Raw genomic sequence first — 23,035 nt, 5'->3', positions numbered from 1 at the left:
TTATTTTTTTAGTTCAGCTAATAGTCTTTCGCCATGTTCAATAACTTCTTCGATAGTTCCTTTCAAGTTAAAGGCAGCTTCCGGATATTGATCTAATTCTCCGTTAAGAATCATATTAAACCCTTTAATGGTGTCTTTAATATCCACTAATGCACCGGGAGTTCCCGTAAACTGTTCTGCAACATGGAAAGGTTGTGAAAGGAATCTTTGTACTTTTCTAGCTCGATAAACCACTAATTTATCTTCTTCACTCAATTCTTCCATACCTAAGATGGCAATGATATCTTGTAAAGCTTTATATCTTTGAAGGATTTCCTTAACATTTTGAGCACATTCATAGTGATCATTTCCTAAAATTTCAGGAGAAAGAATTCGCGAAGTAGATTGTAGTGGATCTACGGCCGGATAGATACCCAATGAAGCAATTTTCCTGTCTAATACAGTAGTTGCATCCAAATAAGCAAATGTAGTTGCAGGGGCAGGGTCAGTTAAATCGTCTGCCGGAACATAAACTGCTTGAACAGATGTAATAGAACCGTTTTTAGTTGAGGTAATTCTTTCTTGAAGTGCACCCATTTCACTGGCTAAGGTAGGTTGATACCCTACCGCAGAAGGCATACGTCCTAATAAAGCAGAAACTTCCGATCCGGCTTGAGTAAAACGGAAAATATTATCTATGAAAAACAATACGTCCCTACCTTTTCCGGCTCCTAAACCGTCTCGATAATATTCAGCTAAGGTTAAACCGGATAGAGCCACTCTGGCACGCGCACCGGGAGGTTCATTCATTTGACCAAAAACAAAGGCAACTTTCGATGATTTTAAAGCATCAAAATCAACTTTTGAAAGGTCCCATCCGCCTTCTTCCATGGATTTCATAAATTCATCTCCATAAGAGATAATTTTAGATTCCAGCATTTCCCGTAATAGGTCATTTCCTTCACGAGTTCGTTCTCCAACACCGGCAAATACAGATAACCCACCGTGTCCTTTAGCAATATTGTTAATCAATTCTTGAATCAATACGGTTTTACCAACTCCTGCGCCTCCGAAAAGGCCAATTTTACCTCCTTTAGAATATGGCTCAATTAGATCGATAACTTTAATACCGGTATATAAAACTTCTGCAGAAGTAGAAATATCTTCAAAATTCGGAGAAGGCCTGTGTATAGGTAATTCATGGGTTTTGGGTACATCACCGATTCCATCAATAGCTTTTCCGATAACGTTGAATAAACGTCCGTTAATTTCTTCACCGATAGGAACCGTTATAGGTTTATTAGTTGCTATAACTTCCTGACCTCGATATAAGCCATCGGTAGCATCCATAGCGATACATCTAACTGTATCTTGACCTATATGTTGCTCAACTTCCAGTACTAGATTGGGTTCGTCGTTATCTTTAATAACTTCTAAAGCATCATATATATTGGGAAGTTGTTCTACGTCATCAAAAACAACGTCTATAACCGGACCTATTACCTGAGATATTTTACCTTTATTTTCCGTTACCATATAATTTAAAATTCAAATAATTACATTTCCTTTGTGGAATTACAAATATACTATTTTAAAGCTTATAGGCGTTGAAAAAAAACCAAAAAAATATCATATTTTTGCAGACAATTTGTTTTCATTACCGGTGAATATTTATACTAAAAATTTTAAAGTAGCTAAAGAAAATAAAATTATACTAACTTTAGGTATGTTCGATGGAGTGCATTTGGGCCATCAGTTTGTTTTAAACTATTTGCATGATATTGCAAATAAAGAGGGAGCTGAAACAGCAGTTATGACATTCAATCCACACCCCCGATTCGTTTTACAACCCACAACTGAACTTAAGCTTTTAACTACTTTAAATGAAAAAATACAACTTTTGGAAAAATTTAATGTGCAGCATTTATTTGTACAAGAATTTACGAAAGAGTTTAGCCGGTTAAGTGCCTTAGAATTTGTTAGAGATCTATTAGTATCCCAGTTACACATACATTCATTAGTTATTGGTTATGATCATCAATTTGGAAATAATCGGGATGGAAATTACGAACGTTTGCAAACATATTCCGAACAATTTGGATTTACTCTTCACAAACTTCCTTCAGTAAGTGGATATACTTCCGTAATCAGTTCGACTAAAATTAGAAATAAAATTAGCGAAGGTAAAATAGGTAAAGCAAACAAGTATTTAGGATATAATTTTTTTATGAAGGGCAAAGTGGTTACTGGTGATAAGATAGGAAGAACCATCGGTTTTCCTACTGCAAATATTGAAATTGATCCACACAAGATATGCCCAAAAAATGGGGTATATTATGTCAAAGTTAAGATTAAAGATGAATTTTTTTACGGGATGATGAATATAGGAATGCGTCCTACCATACAAGGTTTACAAAAACAAATTGAAGTTCATATACTTGAATTTGATAGGGATTTATATGGAAAAGAAATTGAAATTTATTTCTATGATAGAGCACGTGATGAGATCAAATTTTCTTCATTAGATGATCTTAAGGCTAGATTGACTTTGGATAAAAAAAATACACAAAACTATTTTAAAGATTTATATAATTAATTTTTCAAAATAAGTGTATCCGACTAAATTTTATAAGATAATCATTTCGATAAAGGTTTAACGTCGATTAAAGTAAGGGTTACTAAGAGGGGAACATTAGATCCAATTTTATTTTCATCACCATATAAACCATAGGCAGAGAAGGAGGGGAGGACTATTTCAGCTACATCTCCTTTTTCCATCATGTACAATGCTGACTCAATTCCTCTTATCTCTTTAAATTTTCCTAAAACTCCCTGCTTTTCACCAAACTCATCAAAAGAATAAATTACATCTCCTGAAAGTGTTTTTATTTCAGCAGAATATTTAATCCAGCTATTATTTTTAGGTTGTGAAGATTTTTTATGTGAAATAAATCGAATCCAAATACCCGAAGAAGTAGGAACAAATTTTAAATGTAAAGAATCCTCTCGTTTACTAATCCAGTTTTGCAAGAAATCCCTTTCCTTATCTTCTCTAGCTTTAGAGTTTTCTAATAATTTTTTGCCGTATGCAGATTTTGAATTAGTAACCGGAAGGAAAATTTCTTTTTTCTGACACGAGAATAAAATGCCTATACAAAATGAGTATATAATTGCAATGTTAAGAAATTTCATGGATTTCGTTTTCAATTATATTTTTAAATCTTGAAATAGAATCTTTTAAAGAAAGATCACTTCTGCCACCGGCAGCATTAATATGTCCACCGCCATTAAAATAGCTTCGAGAAAACGCGTTAACGTCAAAATTACCTTTGGAACGGAAAGAAATCTTAACAAAATCATTTTGCAGATCTTCCATAAAAAATGCAACAAACTTAATGCCTACAATGGAAAGTCCGTAATTAACAAATCCTTCCGTATCTCCTTTTTGATAACCCAATTCTAACAATTGATTTCTGGTCACATACAATATTGCAGTATTTTTATTAGAAATAAGTTCAATGGATTCTAAAACACAGCCTAAAAGTTTTAGTCGTTCCGGTGTATTACAATCAAAAATATTGGAAGCTATAAGATCCGGTTTTGCACCTTTTTCCAAAAATACGGATATAATTTTATGAGTTTCAGCGGTGGTATTTCTAAACCGAAAACTTCCGGTATCAGTTAAAATTCCGGTATATAGACAAGTTGCTATTTTTTCATCGATTTTCGATACTTCACCTAAGGCATCAATAAATTTATAAATCATTTGGCAAGTAGCCGGTTGAGAAGTATCTGAATATATATAATCAAAATTATCCGGGTTTTGATGATGATCAATCAAGACTTTAATGGCTCTTGATTCATTTAATTTTGTTTCCAATTGATTAATCCTTGAAGAAGTATTGAAATCAAGACAGAAAATTAAATCTGCATTTCTAAAAGCTATTTCAACGAATTTTACCCGATATTCACCTATAATAATATTTTTGGCTTCCGGCAACCATTTTAAAAATTTAGGAAATTCATTCGGTACAATTATCGTGGATTTTACTCCAAGGGTATGTAAAAAATGATATAATCCTAAAGAAGAACCAATGGCATCACCATCCGGATTCTGATGAGCCAAAATGAGTATATTTTTTTTTGTTTTTATTAATTGTTTTAATTCATTGAGTTTTTCAGGTGTAAACATCGTACTGTATAATTTTGGTAAATGTAAAAAAAATCACTCTTTTATACAGAGTGATTCTTACTATAGATTAGATATTTTAGTTGAAATTTTAATAATTGTCGTAAGCATTGGTTGCATCACCACCAAAATCCCACGTCAATCCAAATCGTAATGTATTGTCTAAAGCATTATTAACACTTGAAGTTGTAATCAGATAAGAAAAATCAATACCGAACGATTGATATTTAAGACCTGCTCCCAGTGTTACATATTGTCTTCCTCCTTTGTCAGGATTTTCGTAGAAATAACCGGTACGAAAAGCAAATGCGTTATTGAAAGTATATTCACCAGCAATACTGTACGTAATTTCTTTGCCCACATCTTTATTACTAAATGATTTAAACATTCCGGAAATAAAACTTTTATCGGGAACTTGATATGTTATGCTACCGTCGGGATTTTTAACTTCTTCGGGTGCAGGAACAAGTAATTTTGTAGCTTCAAAAGTCAATCCCAATTTATTATCGTCATCGAAATATAGGTCATAACCCACACCTAATCTTAAATTAGTAGGCAAATAGCTGGAATTTTCTTTGCTGTCAGAGTAATCTAATTTAGGTCCCATATTAAATAATCCCCAACCAGCTCTCCATCTTCCTTCATAATTGCCGAAAGAACTGCTTTTTTCAGATTGGAAATATCCTGTTACATCAACTGCAAATGTATTGGCAGCCTTTGTTTGGGCAGATGAATTATCAACATTGTTAAATAAATCGGAACGAACGTACCTTGCGGTAACCGCCATGGAATATACATCCGCTAATTTAAGTCCATAAGACACATCTAGTGCAAATTCATTAGGTTTAGAAATACCTTTTTCAACAATATTATTTCCCAATAATTCGTTAAGTTGGATTTCACCCATGTTGAAATAATAAATACTTGCGGCTAATGTGCTTCTTTCTTCTTCACCGAGGAATGTATAAAAAGTTCCGTTTAATAAAAATACATCGCTAGTTAGTTTATTCATATAGGGAGTATATGAAAGACCTACTCCGGAATAACTAGTTCCAAAAACATATTTTGAAGGGTTCCAAAATTGGGAGAACCCATCGGGTGACGTTGCCACCCCTTGATCACCTAAACCGCCAGAACGAGCATCCGGTGATATTCTTAAAAAGGGTGCTCCGGTGACTATGGCGTAATTTCTATTCTGAGCCTTAAAGGCGCTAAATAATAACAACGTCAGAATTAAAATTCTTTTTTTCATGAACTATTTGAGTTAAAATGATATAAATTTTTTTATTATAGCGTTTTTCTAATGCAAAAATAAATTTTATTTTAATATTACCAATTTTTCCACTTGAGAAACTGAACCCTTACAAAATTCAGATGTTCCTTTTATTTTTACACGATAAATATACACACCTTTTCCGATTTTATCTCCAAAATCATCCAATCCGTCCCATTCAATTCCGAATTTGTCGGTTCTGTATCCTTCGTTAAATGGCTGAGAAGTAACTGTTTTGTTAATAGTTTTAACTAATTTTCCGGATACGGTAAAAATTTGGACTTGAACATCAAGAATATCGGGACAATTATGTTCAAAATGAAAAAATGTTTTAGTTGTAAATGGATTAGGCCAGTTTAATAATTTTTTTATTATTAATCCCTGATCACCGTTATCAACAACTAAAAAATCTAAGGTAGCAGAAGATGAATTATTATTAATATCCCAAACTTTGAATTTAATTGAATGATTTCCTGTTTCAAGATTATCTAATCGATACCAAACTTTTCCTTTTTGATAATCTTTTAAATTCGGATTTAGACAAGGAGAAGATTCTCCCCCGGTATAAAAATCATTTAGAATAATGGTACCATTTACATTATTATTTAACACGCCCGTGATATCATGTCCAATTCCTAAACCGGTTGAATTAATACCGGTACTATCCGTAACACAGGCTAAAAGATACGGTGAGCGATCAGTTATTCCTCCATTGGCAAAATTTAGATTATTCATGTATAAACCTATTTTTGGGCCTTCCGAATCATTTATTCCATTGGGATTTATATCTCCAATTTTTAAATCATTTTTAAAATATAGGGCGTCAATTTCAGAATTATCGGCATATAAAAGTAATTTGCCATCACCGATATCATAATTAATATCTTTAGGAACGTAAAATTCTATTTTAAAATTTCCATCTTTTACTTGTGAACCTCCTTTATATATGGCATTAACCTGTTCTTTATATTCAAGAGGTGGTTTAAGTGAATTATAATTAAAATTATTTAGAGTTTTTTTATCCACAGGTTTATCATATAAAACAGTTTGGATATTTCCCGAAAAAGAGGGATCAACATCTCCATTTTCATTTAGTACTTGGCCTTCAATGGTAATGAAATCAAGGGCTTTTATAACACCCGAGAAATGGTCTGCATCCAATCCGTTTATTTTAGTGACCTTAATTTTACGTTTTGGGTATACCAATGATTGTGCGGGATCTCCGAACAAATTTATTTTTCGACTTTCTCCACTTAAGATTTCTTTTTTGGAAAGTCGAAGCGCTTCACCTAGAGCTATATATTGATTACTTTCAGTTTTTTTTGTGAATATGTTTTTCATGATTATAGGATTCATATTCAACCCATAATAGATTGATAGCGCCCTATTGGTTGTAATCATGGAATTTGCTCCACCATTTTTTTTGAGATATAATAAATCCCCTAAAGAATTTAAAGAAGGATTGTCCCATACGGAAACATCGCATGAGATAGTAATAAATAAAGGCAGTCGAGAAAAATCTCTGTTAAAATTAGACAAGCTGTTTACATCTTCTTTTGAAAATAGCCTATATTGAGAAAGAGATAATGTCCCGCCATGTCCAAAATAATTTATTACTAAATTACCATTGTTAAAAGCGGCTTTTATAGCTTCATTTACCTGTGGAAATCTGGCTCCACCTGTAGTGTAATCTGCATTATAAGAATCTATATATAATTTTTTAAGTGTATATTCTTTTAAAGATTTATCAAAAATATTTTGAGCAATAGTTTCTTCAATTTTTTTATGGAAATTGTTATCACTGTCAATGTCTACAATAACAGTGGCGTTTAATCTCCAATTTCCAAAAGGAGTACCTTGAGGAGCTTGTCCATTATCGTATTTTACACTTTTATCTACACACGCTGTTGCTTCGGATAGATTTTTTGCAATCATTCTTCCCACTGCTATATCTAATTGAGTAGCTGAAATATTGGCATCTTCTCCTATTAAATTAGCTTCATCATCATCCAATATCGTTATAAAATCATCTGTTGCATAAGAGTAATTAAGACCGGTGCTATTATAACTTTGATAGGTAGGAATTAAGTTATGTCCGGTTCCGGTTTTATTTTTATAATCATACGAGGCAGAGCCCAGTAGAAGCACATATTTTAATTTTCCATTGTCTTTCTTATATAAATAACGTAAAAAATCCCTTATTGCGATTAAATCTTGTCCCCCGGAGCTAAATTCATTATAAATTTGATTTACTGTAACTACTTCTACTTTTAATCGATTTTTAGATTGATGTAAATTTTTAATGCGATTTGCCTGAGAAACAAATTCAGGAACAGTTATGACAATATAATCTACATCGGAGATGGAATGTAAAGCCTGATTTGAAATTTTACCAACAACTTCCGGAATGTAGGCAGCTGAGTGCTTAAAGGCAATCATTTCGTTTTTAAAATTAGTTGATAATAGTTGATAGGAATACGTAAAAGCATTTGCTGATCGTTCCAGTTTTTTTGCGTTGACTACATCTGAAACATCCCAAACTTCGAAATCTTCAGAAGGAACAAAAGTAAATCCATATATTTTTCCATCTTCAATGGGATCAAATGTTCTGAAATTCATTTGACTACCATTAAATTTAAGCTTTTGCTTATATAAGACTTCAAAATAATCGGGATAAAATTCAGCCGAGGGATTGGCCGAATTATCAAATCCTAATGTAAATTTTAATTGATTATTAGTTGGAGTAATAGTTTGTGTTTGGCTTCCAATTGCAAAATCAATTTCATTAGGGGATGGCCTTAAAATCGATGAATATACCGGATTATCATTATACGACACATTTATTTTTCCATTAATACCGTTTCTTGATACCCAAGCATATTTCCAAGTTATGCTTGAACCCGGAACTAAGTCATGAACCGGAAATAGGATTTCTTTATAATTTTTCAAACCCAAATTTTCGTCCACCCATATTTTACCTAATTGATTTAAATTTAGTCTATCTTCTTCAAAGAATTGATGATCATCGTACTCTACATATACATTAGCGTTTGGTGTTTTGTAAGGATTGGATTGAATTCTTTTTCCCGAAGTTTGATTGACGTTAATAAAATAATATGCATAATCTTCATATATATTTTTTTTATGTCTAACCTTTGAATTTCTTATCCAATAGTCCGGTCCTTGCCCATAAAATAATATATAATCATCTGAATCAAAAATTCCATCATTTTCTCCTCGGACAAAAATGGCATTTTCTTTTAGGTTATCGTATCTGAACGATGAGGTTGGTTCCGGAAGCATTTTTCCTCCATTACCAAATATTCGTATAGTTTTGGGATCTAAAGAATTACAATTTATTCCTAAAGATTGTAATAAATTACGATCAATTTTATAAATTCCTGTTTTAGCTATTTTAATTTTATACCATGATCCGTTTTTTAGAACACTCTCAATATTCAAAAAGGAATCTGTAGATGAAAAATTTTTACTATACAAATTTTTTTTCTCAATGGTAAAACGTACCAGTTTAAAAATGGTATTGCCTGTTTTCTTTAATGTTTTAATGGTTACGGATATAAATTTTTGATCTCGTGACTTAGTAATTGACGCGCTAAAAATATCATTATCAGGAATGAAGTCCAAAGGCGTATCGCCAAGTTGCGATTTTTCAATAGGTTGCCATTGTAAATTGGTTAGATATACATCTCCATTAAAATCAGTTTTCTCGGCATAATATAAAGTAGGTATTCCTTCATCAATCGAATAGTTATCATTGGTAAAGAAAGGATATTTTTTTACTTGCTCAGTGGAATAATAAAAATTCTTTATACCGTCCCAATTAATCGTAATAGTTTGTGCCACAGGGATAAATGTGGACACTTGAATGAAAAACGCTATAAAAATGTATAAAAATCTTTTCATTTACCTCTAAATAACGAATAAGTAGAAATAATATTTTACTAAATATACAATATCTACAAATAAGTTAACGTTATTTGAGGTTATGTAATATAAAGTAGAAAAAATTTTTCTTTCAGTAATATTATATTATTTTTGCATGATCTTAATTATGAAAATAAATACAATGAGAATCGGGAAATTCATATTATTATTATCCGTTGTTTCTTCAATTTCCTTAGCATTAGTTAGTTGCGGTGGTGGGAGAACTAAACCTGGCGGTGGAACTAAAAATACGAAAAGTTTGACCGGATGGAAGGCCAATGATAGAAACGGCTGGTTTTATAGTAAAAAGAAAAAGACTGAAAAAGGTTGGGTTGGAATGGTATTCGTGGAAGGAGGAGCTTTTACTATGGGATTAGTTAAAGACGATGTAATGCATGATTGGAACAATACCCCTAACCGAATGCAAGTAAGATCTTTTTTTATCGGTGAAACTGAAGTAACAAATTATGAATATCGTGAATATGTAACTTGGTTAAAGTATGTATATTCACCAACGGATGAGAATTATAAAGATATTTATTATGGAGCCCTTCCTGATACTCTTGTTTGGAAAAATAAATTGTCCAGAAACGATGTTTATTCAGAAGATTATTTCAGGGCCCCTCAATTTGATAACTACCCGGTAGTTGGAGTAAGTTGGTTACAAGCTCAAAGATATTGTGATTGGTTGACCGATAGAGCCAATGAAAGAGAATTAATGAATAAAGGTATTATCCCAAAAGATTTTTATAGTAATCCGGCCAATAATGTGGGTTCAAATTCATTTAATGTTGAAAAATATAAATACAATGATCCTGAATTGGAAGGTATTGTTAATCAAGATAAAATCGCTAAACAAAGCGGTATAACCAGCAAAAATGAAAGAATTATTGCAGTTAATAAAAGTGCTCAAGGAAATTTAGTACAAAAATTCAGATTACCTACAGAAGCTGAATGGGAATATGCTGCACTGGCTGAAGCAGATAACAGACAGTATAACATCATTGAAGGTAAAGACGTAATGATCAATAGAATGCGTGCTAAAAAAGGAAGAAATAGAGGTCAATTCCTGGATAATTTTAAATCCGGTGGACAAGGAGATTATTCCGGTAGTGGAGGTTGGGCTAATGATGGGAATGCAATTACTTCCGATGTTAGAGCATATCCATCCAACCCTTTTGGATTGTATGGTATGTATGGAAATGTTGCTGAATGGACACAAGACGTTTATAGACCGTTAATAGATACTGATTTTAATGATTTCAACTATTATAGAGGAAACGTTTATCAACAATTTATTAGTGAAGAAGGAAATCCCGGAAGATTTAAAAAAGTTGATGACGGTTCAATTCAATACGATACTTTGGCAGACGGAAGAAAATTGTATAGAAATTTATCAGGAAAGTTTGAAACAGAGATTGTAGATGATGCAAGAAACTTTAGAGACGGAGATTTACAATCTTCTTTAGAATCTGGAGATGGTCGTGTTGATTCAACCGGTACTTTTAATTACTACAATTCACCTATTAGAAACTGGACCGTAGATAAAAGTGGAAGAGTAGTTTTAGATAAGGATTCCAAACAAAGAACTTCTCAAATCAGTAATGATTTAAGGGTTATTAAAGGAGGATCTTGGAATGATACCGCTTATTGGTTAGATCCGGGACAAAGAAGATATATGCTTGAAAATGAGTCTGCCGTATGGGTTGGATTTAGGGTAGCTCAAGATCATAAAGGTAAAGAATCTTCTTCTAAAAGAACCAAAAGAGGAGCCAGCAATAGAGTTCCCAGAAAATAATGTAAAATAAATTAAATAGTATAAACAAAACAAAGAAGGCTATCCTCAAGATAGCCTTCTTTATTAATTCAATCTATATGAAGATCGGGGATAAAGTTAAACTACTGGATGAAGAAGGAATTTTTACTATAAAAAATTTTATAGGAAATAAAGCAGTTTTACTAGATTCTTATGGATTTGAAGTTACTCATTCACTAAATAACTTAATTGCCTATGATAAATATGCAAATATGTATACTGAAGCTACCGATTTTAATGCTAAAAAAGAAGATGTATCTTCTAAAAAGACCAATAATGTAAAAAAAGAAACTATACAAGAAAGAATTATTGATTTGCATATAGGAAATATTGTTGATTCTTTTAAAAACATGATGCCTCATCAAATGCTTGAAAAGCAAATTAATAAAGCTATGGAGGAAATAAAATCAGCCAAGAAAGATAAGGTTAAGAAGTTAATACTTATACATGGCAAGGGAAAAGGAGTATTAAAAAAAGAAATTTATAAAATATTAAATAGTATGGATGATATTGAATATTTTGAAGCAGATATAATTAAATATCGTTTTGGAGCCGTTGAAATAAGGTTTAAATAGTAATCATCTCCTGTGACTTCTTGCTGTTAACTATGAAAATTCTAAGAATCTTATCGAATATAATTTTAGTAATTTTACCCGTATTGTGCTTTTCACAAAGTGACAAAATACTCATATCAGCAACCTTAGACAGCCTAACTAAAAATATATCCGTAAAACAAAAGATCGTTTTTTATAATAATACGGGTATAACTTTAGATAAAATATATTTACACGCAGCAGCTAATTCCTATTCTAATACTAATACGGTATTAGGAAAACGAAAATTAGAGGATAGAAATAAAACTTTATATTTTTCAAAATATATGGATAGAGGTCGAATCAATGATTTGACCATCTTTATAAATAAACGACAACCCGTTTTTTTACTTAGAGATTTTGAATTTTACGAAGTAAATCTTTTTTCTCCTTTATTACCCAATGATAGTATATCTTTGGATTTAAATTATAATATAAAAATTCCTTCCAATAGAATTACCGGATATGGATTTTCCTCGAAAGGTACTTATGTTTTAAAAAACTTTTTTATACAGCCTCTAGATTTTATCAATTCAAAACCCAAATTGGAGCCATTTACCGATACTGAGTTTAATCCCTATAGAAAAACCAATTATACTATTAATTTTTATTATCCCGTGGGTTTATATATGGATGGAGACCTTACAAAAGTAGGAGAAAATCAATTACAGGGAACATGCGGTGATGCTGTAACTATGATCCTTACTAAAAATAAACCGATTTCTTTTATTTATACTATAAACGGATCGCAAACCGAAGTAGTTATTGGATATTCCATTAATGAAAAATTTAAAGAAATTTATTATAAAAATATTAAACGCGAATTACTATTTTTAAATGAAAAATTAGGCAAACTACCCTCAAAACTATTAATTAGCTCTAAAATTAAAAAAGATCGCAATTTTATAGGAGTTGATGACATTAAATTATTGGGTTTAAAAGAATGGAAACTTTTTCCTGATGACGTAAAAATTGATCTTAAAATGTTTCAGCAAATAGCCTATTCAGTTATCAATCAGGTAATACAAGTGGATAAAAATAAATATCATTGGATACCTAACGGTTTGCTTACCTATTATCAATTAAATTATTTAAAGAAGTATTATCCTGACACTAAATTATTAGGTAATCTTCCTAAAGAACTTAGCATAATAAAAATTAAACCGTTACAATATTTTTTCATATCTAAAGTTCCTATAACCGATCGATATAAATTAGGTTACAGATATATAGCAACTCAAAATTATGATCAGCCGATAAGTGAAGATTTTTTAGAATTGAGCAATATCAACCAGTATATAATTAGTGGATTTAAATCGGGATTAAGTTTTAATTTTCTATCCGCCTATTTGGGAGCGGATCTTTTCGAAAATTCAGTTAAAAAGCTTATAGAAGAAGGAAAAGATCGTGAAATTACTTCATCAGACTTTCAAAGGATTTTAGAAACAAACTCTCAAAAAAATTTAGCATGGTTTTTTCAAAATTATATAGTTACCAATGATCGTATTAATTTTAAGATTAAAAAATTTTATGAGGATAAGTATGAAAAAGATACTATAAAAGTACGTATCACTAATAAAACTGCTTTACCGATTCCAATATTAATCACGGGAGAAAAAAACAAGAAGATAATCAATCAGAAATGGGTGTTTTCAACCAATAAAGATTCTTTATATTCATTTAAAAATGGAGAATATGATCGTTTACTTATAAATAAAAATTACCTGTTTCCGGAAATTAACGATAATGATAATTTATTGAATACAGAGGGTATCTATAAGAACAGAAAGAAATTGCAAATGAAATTCTATGCAGACGTTGATAATCCTAATTATACACAAATTTTTTATGAACCCAATATAAACTGGAACAATTACGATAAATTTATACTAGGATTACGTTTTTATAATAGTTCTCCATTTTCAAGACCTTTTGAATATTCATTTTCTCCAACCTATTCCACAGGAACCAAAAGTTTAACGGGTTCAGGTGCCTTAAATTACAATTACGATATGGAAGAGGGCTTATTCAGAAGAATGTCTATGGGAACAGGATATACTTATTATCATTATGATAAGAATTTGAGTTATAAAAAATATTCAGGAAATGTAAATCTTATATTTAAAAAGAGGCCCAGATCAGATATTAACAGAACCATAGGAATTTCATTTAATAGTGTTGAAAGAGAAAAAGATCCGTTTAAAATTCTTGAAAAAAATGATTATTCCCATTATAATCTGCTGGATCTGTCGTATTCGCATTCAGATAAAAGAATAATCAATGAATGGTATAGTAAAACGAACTTTCAACATTCTAATATTTTCAATAAAATAAGTACAGAAATATATTTTAGACATGAATATGCGCCGAATAAAAAAATAAGTTTACGCTATTTTGGAGGATATTTTATTAACAATCATTCCAATTCTACTTACTTCGATTTCGGAGTAGATCATATTACAGATTATAGTTTCAATTACATGGATTATTTAGGAAGATCTGCAACCGGCGGATTGTTTTATCAACAATATATAATGGCTGAAGGAGGGTTTAAATCCATGTTGGATAAATCAGCCAATAAATGGATTACTTCATTAAATGGAGAAATACATTTATGGAAGCCTTTTGACTTATATGCAGATATGGGATTGTATTCGAATAAAAAGAAATCTACGTATTTTATCTACGATTCTGGAGTTAAATTGAACATAATACCTGAATTTTTAGAATTGTATTTACCCATTCAATCAACATTGGGATTTGAACCGACAAAAAATAATTATTTATCCCATATTCGATTTACCTTTAATTTTAACTTAAGCGCGGTGGTTACCCATTTTCGGCGGGGATGGTATTAGTTAAATTCTTTTGTATTTCAGAAAGAAAATTGATCAAAACATCTATTTCCTCTTTTGTATTATAATGGCTGTATGAAATGCGTAACGTCGTTGTATTTTTTAATTCTTCTTCGGTATAAAGCTGCAACATGGTTTTTGACGGTTTAGAAGCTCCGGATGCACAGGCGCTTCCTTGAGAAACGGCGATACCTTTCATATCGAGTTGAAAACCAACTAAAGTATTGGGAAAAGGAAGTAAAATACTTAAAAGTGTATAGTTACTTTTAGTAAAATCTGTTCCATGCCCATTAAACAAAACCCCTTGTATATTTTTAGACAATTGATCAATCGTATATTGTTTTAAATCTTCAATTAGCCTTCTTCTTTCCTTTAATTCTTGCATAGCATAATCAAAAGATTTACCTAAGCCAACAATCCCGTAAACATTTTCGGTTCCGGCTCGTAAATTACGCTCCTGTGTTCCTCCGGTAATAATACCTTTTAAACCGCTTGATTTTCTTATAAAAGCCATTCCTATTCCTTTAGGACCATGAAATTTATGGGCGCTGCAAGAAGCAAAATCAATGGGTGTTTTAGAGAAATCTAAAGGATAATGAGCCATGGTCTGAACAGTATCTGAATGAAATAAAGCTCCATATTTTTTACATAATTGAGCAATACAATCAATATCCGTTAAATTTCCAATCTCATTGTTGGAATGCATTAAAGAAACTAATGTTGGAATTTTATCTTCTAGTAAATCTTCTAAAAAAGCAATATCCAAATCCCCTTTTTTATTCTTCAAAGGAAGAAAAACAACTTCAATTTCAGGATGTTTTTCTTTTAGATCTCTGATGGTTTCCAAAACAGATTTATGTTCTAAAGGAGAAGATATGATCCGTTTAATAGATAAGTTTTCTATACAAGAACGTAAAATTAAATTATTAGACTCAGTACCGCAGCTTGTGAAAATGATTTCATTAGGATTTACATGCAACCATTGAGCTATATTTTTTCTGACCATTTCTATTTTTGACTTACTTTCTTGCCCAAAGCTATGTATAGCAGAAGGGTTACCAAAATCTTCTTTCATAGATTGAATCATTGATTCAATAACTCTTTCATCTATAATGGTTGAAGCGGCACTGTCTAAATATATTTTTTTCATTGGTTAATTGCTTAATTATAATTCAAAAGTTGCTCGTATTCTATTTTAAATGCTTGAAGATAATTTATTTATCGAAATAAATTACTTCATAAGATTAACATTTAAAATATTAAATAAAAACTAACATTGTAAAACTTTTATATTTTCAATATTTTCTAATAATAAATTTTATTAATCTAAAATTTCAAATTTCTTTTAAAAAATTTAATATTATGCTAATCCATAGTATTACAAAAATAAAAAATATATGTTCATAAATTTACGTAAGCCTGCGTTAAAAAGAATATTTATAAATAAGTCGAAGTAAAAAATAGAAAGTTTACTAAGAAAGCCCTAGTAAATTATCTACCAGGACTTTCAAAACTAGTATATTTTATACAAATCTATTTTTAATTTATAATTTTACCAAAAAAATGATAATATTTATTTAACAAATTATATTTTTTAAAAATAAATTACAAATCACACTTAAGACTTATTGGATATTAATATGCTTTCAGCTTTATCGTAATTAAATTCATTTTCCCTTCTGGCAACAACAATAGTAGCCGCTGCATTACCTATTAAATTAGTTAAAGCTCTTGCTTCACTCATGAATTTATCAATACCGAATATTAATGCCACAGCTTCAACCGGTACATGTCCTACTACCGGAAGGGTAGCGGCAAGAGTAATAAAACCACTTCCTGTTACCCCGGCTGCACCTTTTGAGGTTAAAAGCAATACTAAAAGAAGCGTAATTTCTTGTTGTAAATTCAAATGCATGTCTAAAGCTTGAGAAATAAAAACAGCAGCCATGGTAAGATAAATGGAAGTACCGTCGAGATTAAAAGAATAGCCGGTTGGTATAACCAAACCAACGACAGACTTAGAACATCCTATCTTCTCCATCTTGCTCATAATTCCCGGTAATGCTGATTCGGAAGATGAGGTGCCGAGCACTATTAAAAGTTCCTCTTTAATATATTTAATAAATTTGAATATGTTGACTTTATTGTAATAAAGAACTGCTCCGATAACTCCGAAAATGAAAACAATACATGTTAGATAAAAACATAAAATTAACATTCCTAAATTACTCAATGCTTTCAATCCGTAAACTCCAATGGTATATCCCATAGCACCCATGGCTCCTAAAGGTGCCAGATACATAATTATTTTTATAATAGCAAAAAGTCCATCCAGGAAAGATTGCATTACGGATAGAACCGGTTTTGAAGATTTAGGTCCGATTTTCGTCATGGCAAAACCAAAAAGAATGGCAAATACCAACACTTGAAGTAAATTATTAGAAGCAATAGAAGCAATAACATTTTCAGGAATCATATCCAAAATAAACGTAATAATTCCGTGATCTTCTTTACTTTTTTCTATATAATGGGACATAGATGAAGAATCCAATGCATAAGGATCTACATGCATGCCGTTTCCGGGTTTTAGCACATTAACGAAAACCAAGCCGATGATTAAAGCTATTGTTGTCATAATTTCAAAATAAACAATAGCTGTTAAACCAACCTTACCCACCTTTTTAGTATCTTCCATTCCTGCAATACCCAGCACAATGGTACAGAAAATCAAAGGTCCTACAATCATTTTAATTAGCTTGATAAATCCGTCTCCTAATGGTTTTAGCATTTCACCAAGTCCCGTACTGTGTTGTTTAACTCCATTAACTATAATATCTTCACTTGGGAAAAAATATCCAATAAGAATACCTATAATTATGGCAATTATTACTTGTACGTAAAGACTTTTAAGTATTTTCATATTGTTTTTATTTTATTAAGGACAGTAATATATGAATAATATATTTGAATTGTTATAAATTGTAATTTTTTTCTTTAAAAAACATTTTTTGAAACTGTAATTGTATGAAATATAGTATTTTACGTTAATTTAATTAAGAAAAAATTCATTAAAAAATCACTTATTTTTCTTAAAAAATGCGTTAAAAATGAAAAAAAAGCGTAAAAAAAAGTGCCTTAAAAATTAATTTTTTATTTATCAAATGAAAAAAATCATGTATTTTTATGAAAAATATTAGTAAGGTAATAGTTTGTAAAAACTCAAAAATACAACTTAAAATTTATGAAACTTACTATTTTAGGATATAACTCAGCGGTTCCGACTGTTCGTACCAATCCTACATCACAGTTATTAGAATGTAACAACCAATATTTTCTAATAGATTGTGGAGAAGGGACTCAAGTACAACTTAGAAAAGCAAGAGTAAAATTTACCCATATAAATACTATATTTATTTCTCATCTGCATGGCGATCATGTTTTTGGTTTGATCGGGCTTATATCTTCCTTTCATTTATTGGGAAGAACTGAACCTTTAACCATTTATGGGCCTAAAGGAATTAAAAAATTAATTGAAATTCAATTACTATTAACTGAGAGTAGTAATCATTTTGATATTAACTTTATTGAACTGACTTCTTTAAAAAGTGAATTAATTTATGAAGATAATAAATTGTGTGTTTGGACGATTCCATTAAACCATCGTATTTACACCAATGGGTTTCTGTTTAAAGAAAAAGTAAAGCCGAGAAGGCTTAATATGGATGTAATTAAATACAATCCCGAAATTGAAGTATGCGATTATCATAATTTGAAATTAGGTAAAGATTTTATAACTCAATCCGGAGATATCATAAAAAATGAGTATCTTACCCTTCCTCCTAAACATTCTTACAGCTATGCTTTTTGTTCAGATACCAAATTCAGTCCCAATATAGTCCCGTTAATTAAAGGGGTAGATGTTTTATACCATGAAGCTACTTTTTTAGATGAATTAAGAGAATTAGCTTCTAAAACAGGACATACCACAGCACATCAAGCCGCAGAAATAGCAAAAATGGCAAACGTTAAAGTGTTAATATTAGGGCATTTTTCCAATCGTTATACCGATATATCCATACTAAAAGAAGAAGCCGGTCAAGTCTTTTTCAATACGATTTTACCCGAAGAGCTTTTAACTTTAGATTTTAATAAACTGATAATTAATTAAATAAAAAATGCAATTGATTAAATGAGTGGTAAGGCAGCCTTTACACACAAAAACACTAATCAATATTACTTATTTGTTAGTACTTTTGCTTTTTACTAAACTAAACTAAACTGATAACATGAAAACTTTTCTAGACGGATATTTTAAGCTATCCGAAAATGGTACAACTATTAAAAAAGAATTAGTAGCCGGGATCATAACTTTTTTAACCATGTCCTATGCTTTGATTGTCAATCCTAGTATTTTATCGGAAACGGGAATGGATAGAGAAGCTCTTTTTACAGGAACTACGTTAGCTATTATTTTTGCGACGTTGTTAATGGGAATATTGGCAAAATTGCCCATAGCACAAGGACCCGGAATGGGACTGAACAGCTTTTTTGCTTTTTCTGTAGTTTTAGGACTTGGATATTCTTGGCAATTTGCTCTAACAGCTGTTTTTATAGAGGGACTTATATTTATAATTCTCACTTTTTTGAATGTCAGGGAAATGATAGTTAAAAGCATTCCCAGAGTATTGAAAGAGGCAATTCCTGTCGGAATTGGATTATTTATTACCTTAATAGGACTAAAAGGAGCGAATATCATTGTTTCAGATCCCAATACTTTTCTTGCTTTAGGTGATTTTAAACAACATTCGGTATGGATTGCTTTTGCGGGATTGTTGGTTACGGCTGTACTTCATTCGCGGAATATAAATGGATCCATCTTAGCGGGAATTGTAGTTTCCACTTTATTCAGCTATTTGTTGGGGGACATACAATTACCTGGTTCATTGGTAAGCATGCCTCCTTCCATTGAACCTATATTTGGTAAAGCTGTCGAACCGATGTTTTCTTCTGAAGGATGGGACAAAATATTTTCAGTGGATATGTTGATTGTAGTTTTCACTTTTCTATTTGTTAATTTGTTTGATACGATTGGAACATTAATAGGAGTTGTATCTAAACTGGGATTCACGGATGAAGAAGGAAATTTTCCTCAAATGAAAAAAGCATTATTGTCTGATGCATTGGGAACGACGGTTGGAGCGATCTTGGGTACCAGCACGATTACTTCATATGTAGAAAGTGCTTCCGGAGTAGCCTCCGGAGGGCGAACCGGTCTTACAGCAGTTAGTACAGCTTTGATGTTCTTTTTATCTTTATTTCTAGCACCTATATTTTTATTAGTTCCGGCAGCTGCCACAGCTCCGGCTTTAATTATTGTCGGTCTCTTTATGATTTCTTCTGTTGTAAAAATTAATTTTAATGATATCACGGAAGGTTTACCCGCATTTTTAACCATAATTTTTATGCCTTTTACATTTAGTATAGCGGAAGGTATTGTATTTGGTATGCTAAGCTTTACTTTATTGAAAGTATTAGGAGGCAGAAGAAAAGAGGTTACTCCAACGGTTTATATTGTTTCGTTACTGTTTTTAGTGAAAATAGTTTTGGATGCTTCGAAGATTTTAGGATGAGATTGAAAAACGGTGATGGAAAAATAAATAATTTATAGAAAGATATATTTGGTTAAGAATTTATTCTACTAAATATATATTTTGTAATGGATGAATTAAATTTTACTATCTAATTAAAATTTAATTCATCCATTGCCTTTTATTATTTTCAAAATTTATATTTAATGAAATTTTTTACATATAAAGATAAATCATTCATCTTTTTTAAATTCCAATTTTTATACTGAATTTAAAAACCGAAAAGTTTATTAATTTAAGAAATAAAAATGGTATAGCTACTATCTAAATTATTTACGGTCTTATTTGACCTTTACCTTCTACAATCCACTTATAAGAACATAATTCATCCAGAGCCATAGGACCTCGTGCATGCATTTTCTGCGTGCTGATCCCTATTTCTGCACCCATTCCGAATTGTGCGCCATCTGTGAAGGCAGTAGAAGTATTAACATAAATACAAGCGGCATCTACCAGCTTTTCAAAAATTTTTATACATGATTTATTATCGCTTATTATTGCTTCGCTATGTTTGGATCCGTAGTTCGCTATATGTTCAATTGCTTCCTTAATAGAATTTACCGTTTTTATAGACATTTTATAATCCAAGAATTCCATTCCGTAATTTGCGGAAGTTGCTTTATGCAGTAAATTGGATGGATAAGAGTTTTCTAATTGAGCGTATGCAGGTTCATCCGCATAAATAACTACTTTTTTCTCAATTAATTTTTTACACAAATCGGTAAGGTCCTGTATTCTTTCCTTATCAATAAGTAAACAATCCAACGAATTGCAAACGCTAACTTTTCGGGTTTTAGCATTAAAGATGATCTCTTTTCCTATTTCTAAATTACCTTCCCGGTGGAAATAAGTATGACATACTCCTGCACCGGTTTCGATTACTGGGATTTTCGAGTTTTCACGAACAAAATTAATAAGCTCTTTACTTCCTCTTGGAATAAGAAGATCAACATATTTACATGCGTTCAATAATTGTAAAGTCGAAGAACGATCAGCGGGCAATAAATTACAAATATCGGGATTCAAACCCTCTAGTAGTAAAACCCTCTTAATAATCGAAACAATCGCTGTATTAGAAAAAAAAGCATCAGAGCCTCCTTTCAAAATACAAACATTACCCGATTTTAAACACAAAGAAAATACATCGAAGCTTACATTCGGTCTGGCTTCATAAATAATTCCTATAACTCCGAAAGGAACTGTAATTTTAGATAACTTAAGACCATTGGAAAGAATTTTTTCTGAAATTATTTTTCCTACAGGTGAGGGAAGAGAGGCAACTTTGCGAATATCTTTTGCTATATCTTGTATGCGTTCTTCAGTTAAAAGCAACCGATCAAATTTCGGATCGGAAGTAGACATCCTTTCTATGTCTTTCTTATTTTCAGAAAGAATAAAGGGAATAGAATTTTCAGTTTCTTTGGCAAGAACTTCTAAAACTTGGTTGATTTTATCAATATCAACTAAATTTAGTTCATTTACTGCTTTAACGGATGAGGTAAAAATATTTTGTTGAATAGTAGACATCATTTATTTTTCAATATATAAATAGTCGTAATGTATGATCGGCTTGTTGTTGGCCTGTCCTAAAATTTCTTTTGCTTTTACGCTGGAATAGGAAGATCGGCCTATTCCAATTTGTTTTCCGGTGTGATCTATAATGCGAACAATATCATCACTTTCAAAATTTCCGACTATCCGAGATACGCCTACAGGTAATATGCTGACGGCTTTAAAATTTAATAAAGCTTTTCTTACTCCTTCATTAATATGTATTTCTCCTTTAGCGAAACCTTCAGAATGGGCGATCCATTTTTTTACGCCCGAAATTTCTTTAGACGCGGGAATAAATCGGGTGGAAGGTGTGTCAACGCCATTTACAAGTCGAGAAATGATGTTTTTCACCCTTCCATTGGCAATAATAACTTCTATACCTTCTTCTGCTACTTTTCTAGCTATATTATATTTGGTTTTCATTCCGCCCCTTCCGGTAGTCGACCGCTTAGATTGTATATAATCCTCAATAGGATCACTTGAACTGTCTATTTCTTTTATGAGCTTAGATTCAGGGTCTAAAGGATCGCCGGTGTAAATTCCATCGATATTACTTAAAATAATCAATTTTTTGCAATCCATCATAGCAGCTATCAAGCCTGATAATTCGTCGTTATCCGTAAACATAAGTTCATTAACGGAAATCGCATCGTTTTCATTTACAATTGGAATCACATGATTTTCAAGCATAATATTCATGCAATTCCTTTGATTTAAATAATGCCTACGTGTAGAAAAATCTTCTTTAGTTGCTAAGATTTGTCCGCATAGAATCCCGTGTTGATTAAATAGGTCGTAATATCTATGAATTAATTTTACCTGTCCAACAGAAGAATATAACTGGCGAGCTGAAATACTGTCAAGTTTTGAATGGGTTTTAAATTCATTTTTACCGGACGCTACTGCACCGGATGAAACCAGAATGATTTCCGTATTATTTTCATGAAGTTCGGCAATCTGATCAACGATATCAGACATTTGGGTAATGTCAAGAGTTTCATCCTTACGGGTTAACAGCTGACTTCCAATCTTTACAACAATTCTATCTTTCATGGTAAATGAATTTGTCGAAATAAAACAAAGGTAAACTTTTTTATTTTGACTAAAAGAATCTTATAAATTAAAGAATAATTTATGTAGTTATAAAAAAACCTATATATACATGTTTTTTAAAATATGGAAA

Annotated in this window: 15 protein-coding genes; 6 read left to right on the top strand and 9 right to left on the bottom strand. The window is 31.3% G+C overall.

Features of this window, described 5'->3' with window-relative positions; all coding sequences use genetic code 11:
- Complete coding sequence (gene atpD, locus GFV01_RS06030) at positions 1–1,515, bottom strand: F0F1 ATP synthase subunit beta (RefSeq protein ID WP_160565582.1); 1,515 nt, start codon at positions 1,513–1,515, stop codon at positions 1–3.
- A gap of 31 nt (positions 1,516–1,546) precedes the next feature.
- On the opposite strand from atpD, the gene GFV01_RS06025 reads away from it, so the two are divergent.
- Complete coding sequence (locus GFV01_RS06025; protein WP_255448947.1) at positions 1,547–2,575, top strand: bifunctional riboflavin kinase/FAD synthetase; 1,029 nt, start codon at positions 1,547–1,549, stop codon at positions 2,573–2,575.
- Between the two features lie 41 nt (positions 2,576–2,616).
- On the opposite strand, the gene GFV01_RS06020 is transcribed toward GFV01_RS06025, so the two are convergent.
- The 4 genes from GFV01_RS06020 to porU all read right to left on the bottom strand — a co-directional run bounded on the left by GFV01_RS06020 (position 2,617) and on the right by porU (position 9,365).
- Entirely contained in the window at positions 2,617–3,171 is a 555-nt protein-coding gene (locus GFV01_RS06020) for an FKBP-type peptidyl-prolyl cis-trans isomerase (protein ID WP_160565580.1), read from the bottom strand.
- Complete coding sequence (locus GFV01_RS06015; RefSeq protein ID WP_160565578.1) at positions 3,158–4,171, bottom strand: bifunctional oligoribonuclease/PAP phosphatase NrnA; 1,014 nt, start codon at positions 4,169–4,171, stop codon at positions 3,158–3,160. The genes GFV01_RS06020 and GFV01_RS06015 overlap by 14 nt, the downstream gene beginning before the upstream one ends.
- A gap of 88 nt (positions 4,172–4,259) precedes the next feature.
- Entirely contained in the window at positions 4,260–5,420 is a 1,161-nt protein-coding gene (gene porV / locus GFV01_RS06010; RefSeq protein ID WP_105297060.1) for a type IX secretion system outer membrane channel protein PorV, read from the bottom strand.
- A gap of 66 nt (positions 5,421–5,486) precedes the next feature.
- On the bottom strand, positions 5,487–9,365 hold the full coding sequence (gene porU / locus GFV01_RS06005; protein ID WP_160565576.1) for a type IX secretion system sortase PorU: 3,879 nt from the start codon (positions 9,363–9,365) through the stop codon (positions 5,487–5,489).
- A gap of 148 nt (positions 9,366–9,513) precedes the next feature.
- Here porU and gldJ point away from each other — a divergent pair, with 148 nt between their 5' ends.
- From gldJ to GFV01_RS05990, 3 genes are all read left to right on the top strand, one after another.
- Positions 9,514–11,184: a gliding motility lipoprotein GldJ gene (gene gldJ / locus GFV01_RS06000; protein ID WP_370513732.1), complete on the top strand. Its 1,671-nt coding sequence runs from the start codon at positions 9,514–9,516 to the stop codon at positions 11,182–11,184.
- Between the two features lie 77 nt (positions 11,185–11,261).
- The gene (locus GFV01_RS05995) at positions 11,262–11,777 is read left to right on the top strand and encodes a Smr/MutS family protein (RefSeq protein ID WP_160565574.1); all 516 of its coding nucleotides are present in this window, start codon (positions 11,262–11,264) and stop codon (positions 11,775–11,777) included.
- 32 nt (positions 11,778–11,809) lie between these two features.
- A complete protein-coding gene (locus GFV01_RS05990) occupies positions 11,810–14,653 on the top strand; it encodes a M1 family metallopeptidase (RefSeq protein WP_160565572.1) in 2,844 nt (947 codons plus the stop codon).
- On the opposite strand, the gene GFV01_RS05985 is transcribed toward GFV01_RS05990, so the two are convergent.
- Together GFV01_RS05985 and dctA are read right to left on the bottom strand one after the other, a co-directional pair.
- Positions 14,625–15,800 carry a cysteine desulfurase family protein gene (locus tag GFV01_RS05985; RefSeq protein ID WP_160565570.1) on the bottom strand — a complete coding sequence of 392 codons (1,176 nt, stop codon included), beginning with the start codon at positions 15,798–15,800 and terminating at the stop codon, positions 14,625–14,627. The two genes, GFV01_RS05990 and GFV01_RS05985, sit on opposite strands and share 29 nt — an antisense overlap.
- A gap of 468 nt (positions 15,801–16,268) precedes the next feature.
- Positions 16,269–17,570: a C4-dicarboxylate transporter DctA gene (gene dctA, locus GFV01_RS05980; RefSeq protein WP_105297054.1), complete on the bottom strand. Its 1,302-nt coding sequence runs from the start codon at positions 17,568–17,570 to the stop codon at positions 16,269–16,271.
- Positions 17,571–17,891: 321 nt separating this feature from the next.
- On the opposite strand from dctA, the gene GFV01_RS05975 reads away from it, so the two are divergent.
- Both GFV01_RS05975 and GFV01_RS05970 read left to right on the top strand, forming a co-directional pair.
- Positions 17,892–18,818, top strand: a complete 927-nt coding sequence (locus GFV01_RS05975; RefSeq protein ID WP_160565568.1) for a ribonuclease Z — start codon at positions 17,892–17,894, stop codon at positions 18,816–18,818.
- A gap of 118 nt (positions 18,819–18,936) precedes the next feature.
- Positions 18,937–20,280 (top strand): NCS2 family permease, encoded by a 1,344-nt coding sequence (locus tag GFV01_RS05970; RefSeq protein WP_160542365.1) that lies wholly within the window; start codon positions 18,937–18,939, stop codon positions 20,278–20,280.
- 291 nt (positions 20,281–20,571) lie between these two features.
- On the opposite strand, the gene GFV01_RS05965 is transcribed toward GFV01_RS05970, so the two are convergent.
- The gene (locus GFV01_RS05965; RefSeq protein WP_160565566.1) at positions 20,572–21,828 is read right to left on the bottom strand and encodes a glutamate-5-semialdehyde dehydrogenase; all 1,257 of its coding nucleotides are present in this window, start codon (positions 21,826–21,828) and stop codon (positions 20,572–20,574) included.
- Positions 21,829–22,905, bottom strand: coding sequence for a glutamate 5-kinase (gene proB / locus GFV01_RS05960; RefSeq protein ID WP_160565564.1), 1,077 nt, complete (start codon positions 22,903–22,905; stop codon positions 21,829–21,831). It abuts the gene before it with no gap.
- Positions 22,906–23,035: the final 130 nt, after the last annotated feature.

Source organism: Apibacter sp. B2912, from assembly GCF_009827835.1.
Lineage (GTDB): Bacteria > Bacteroidota > Bacteroidia > Flavobacteriales > Weeksellaceae > Apibacter.
This window is presented reverse-complemented; position numbering and strand designations above follow the sequence as displayed.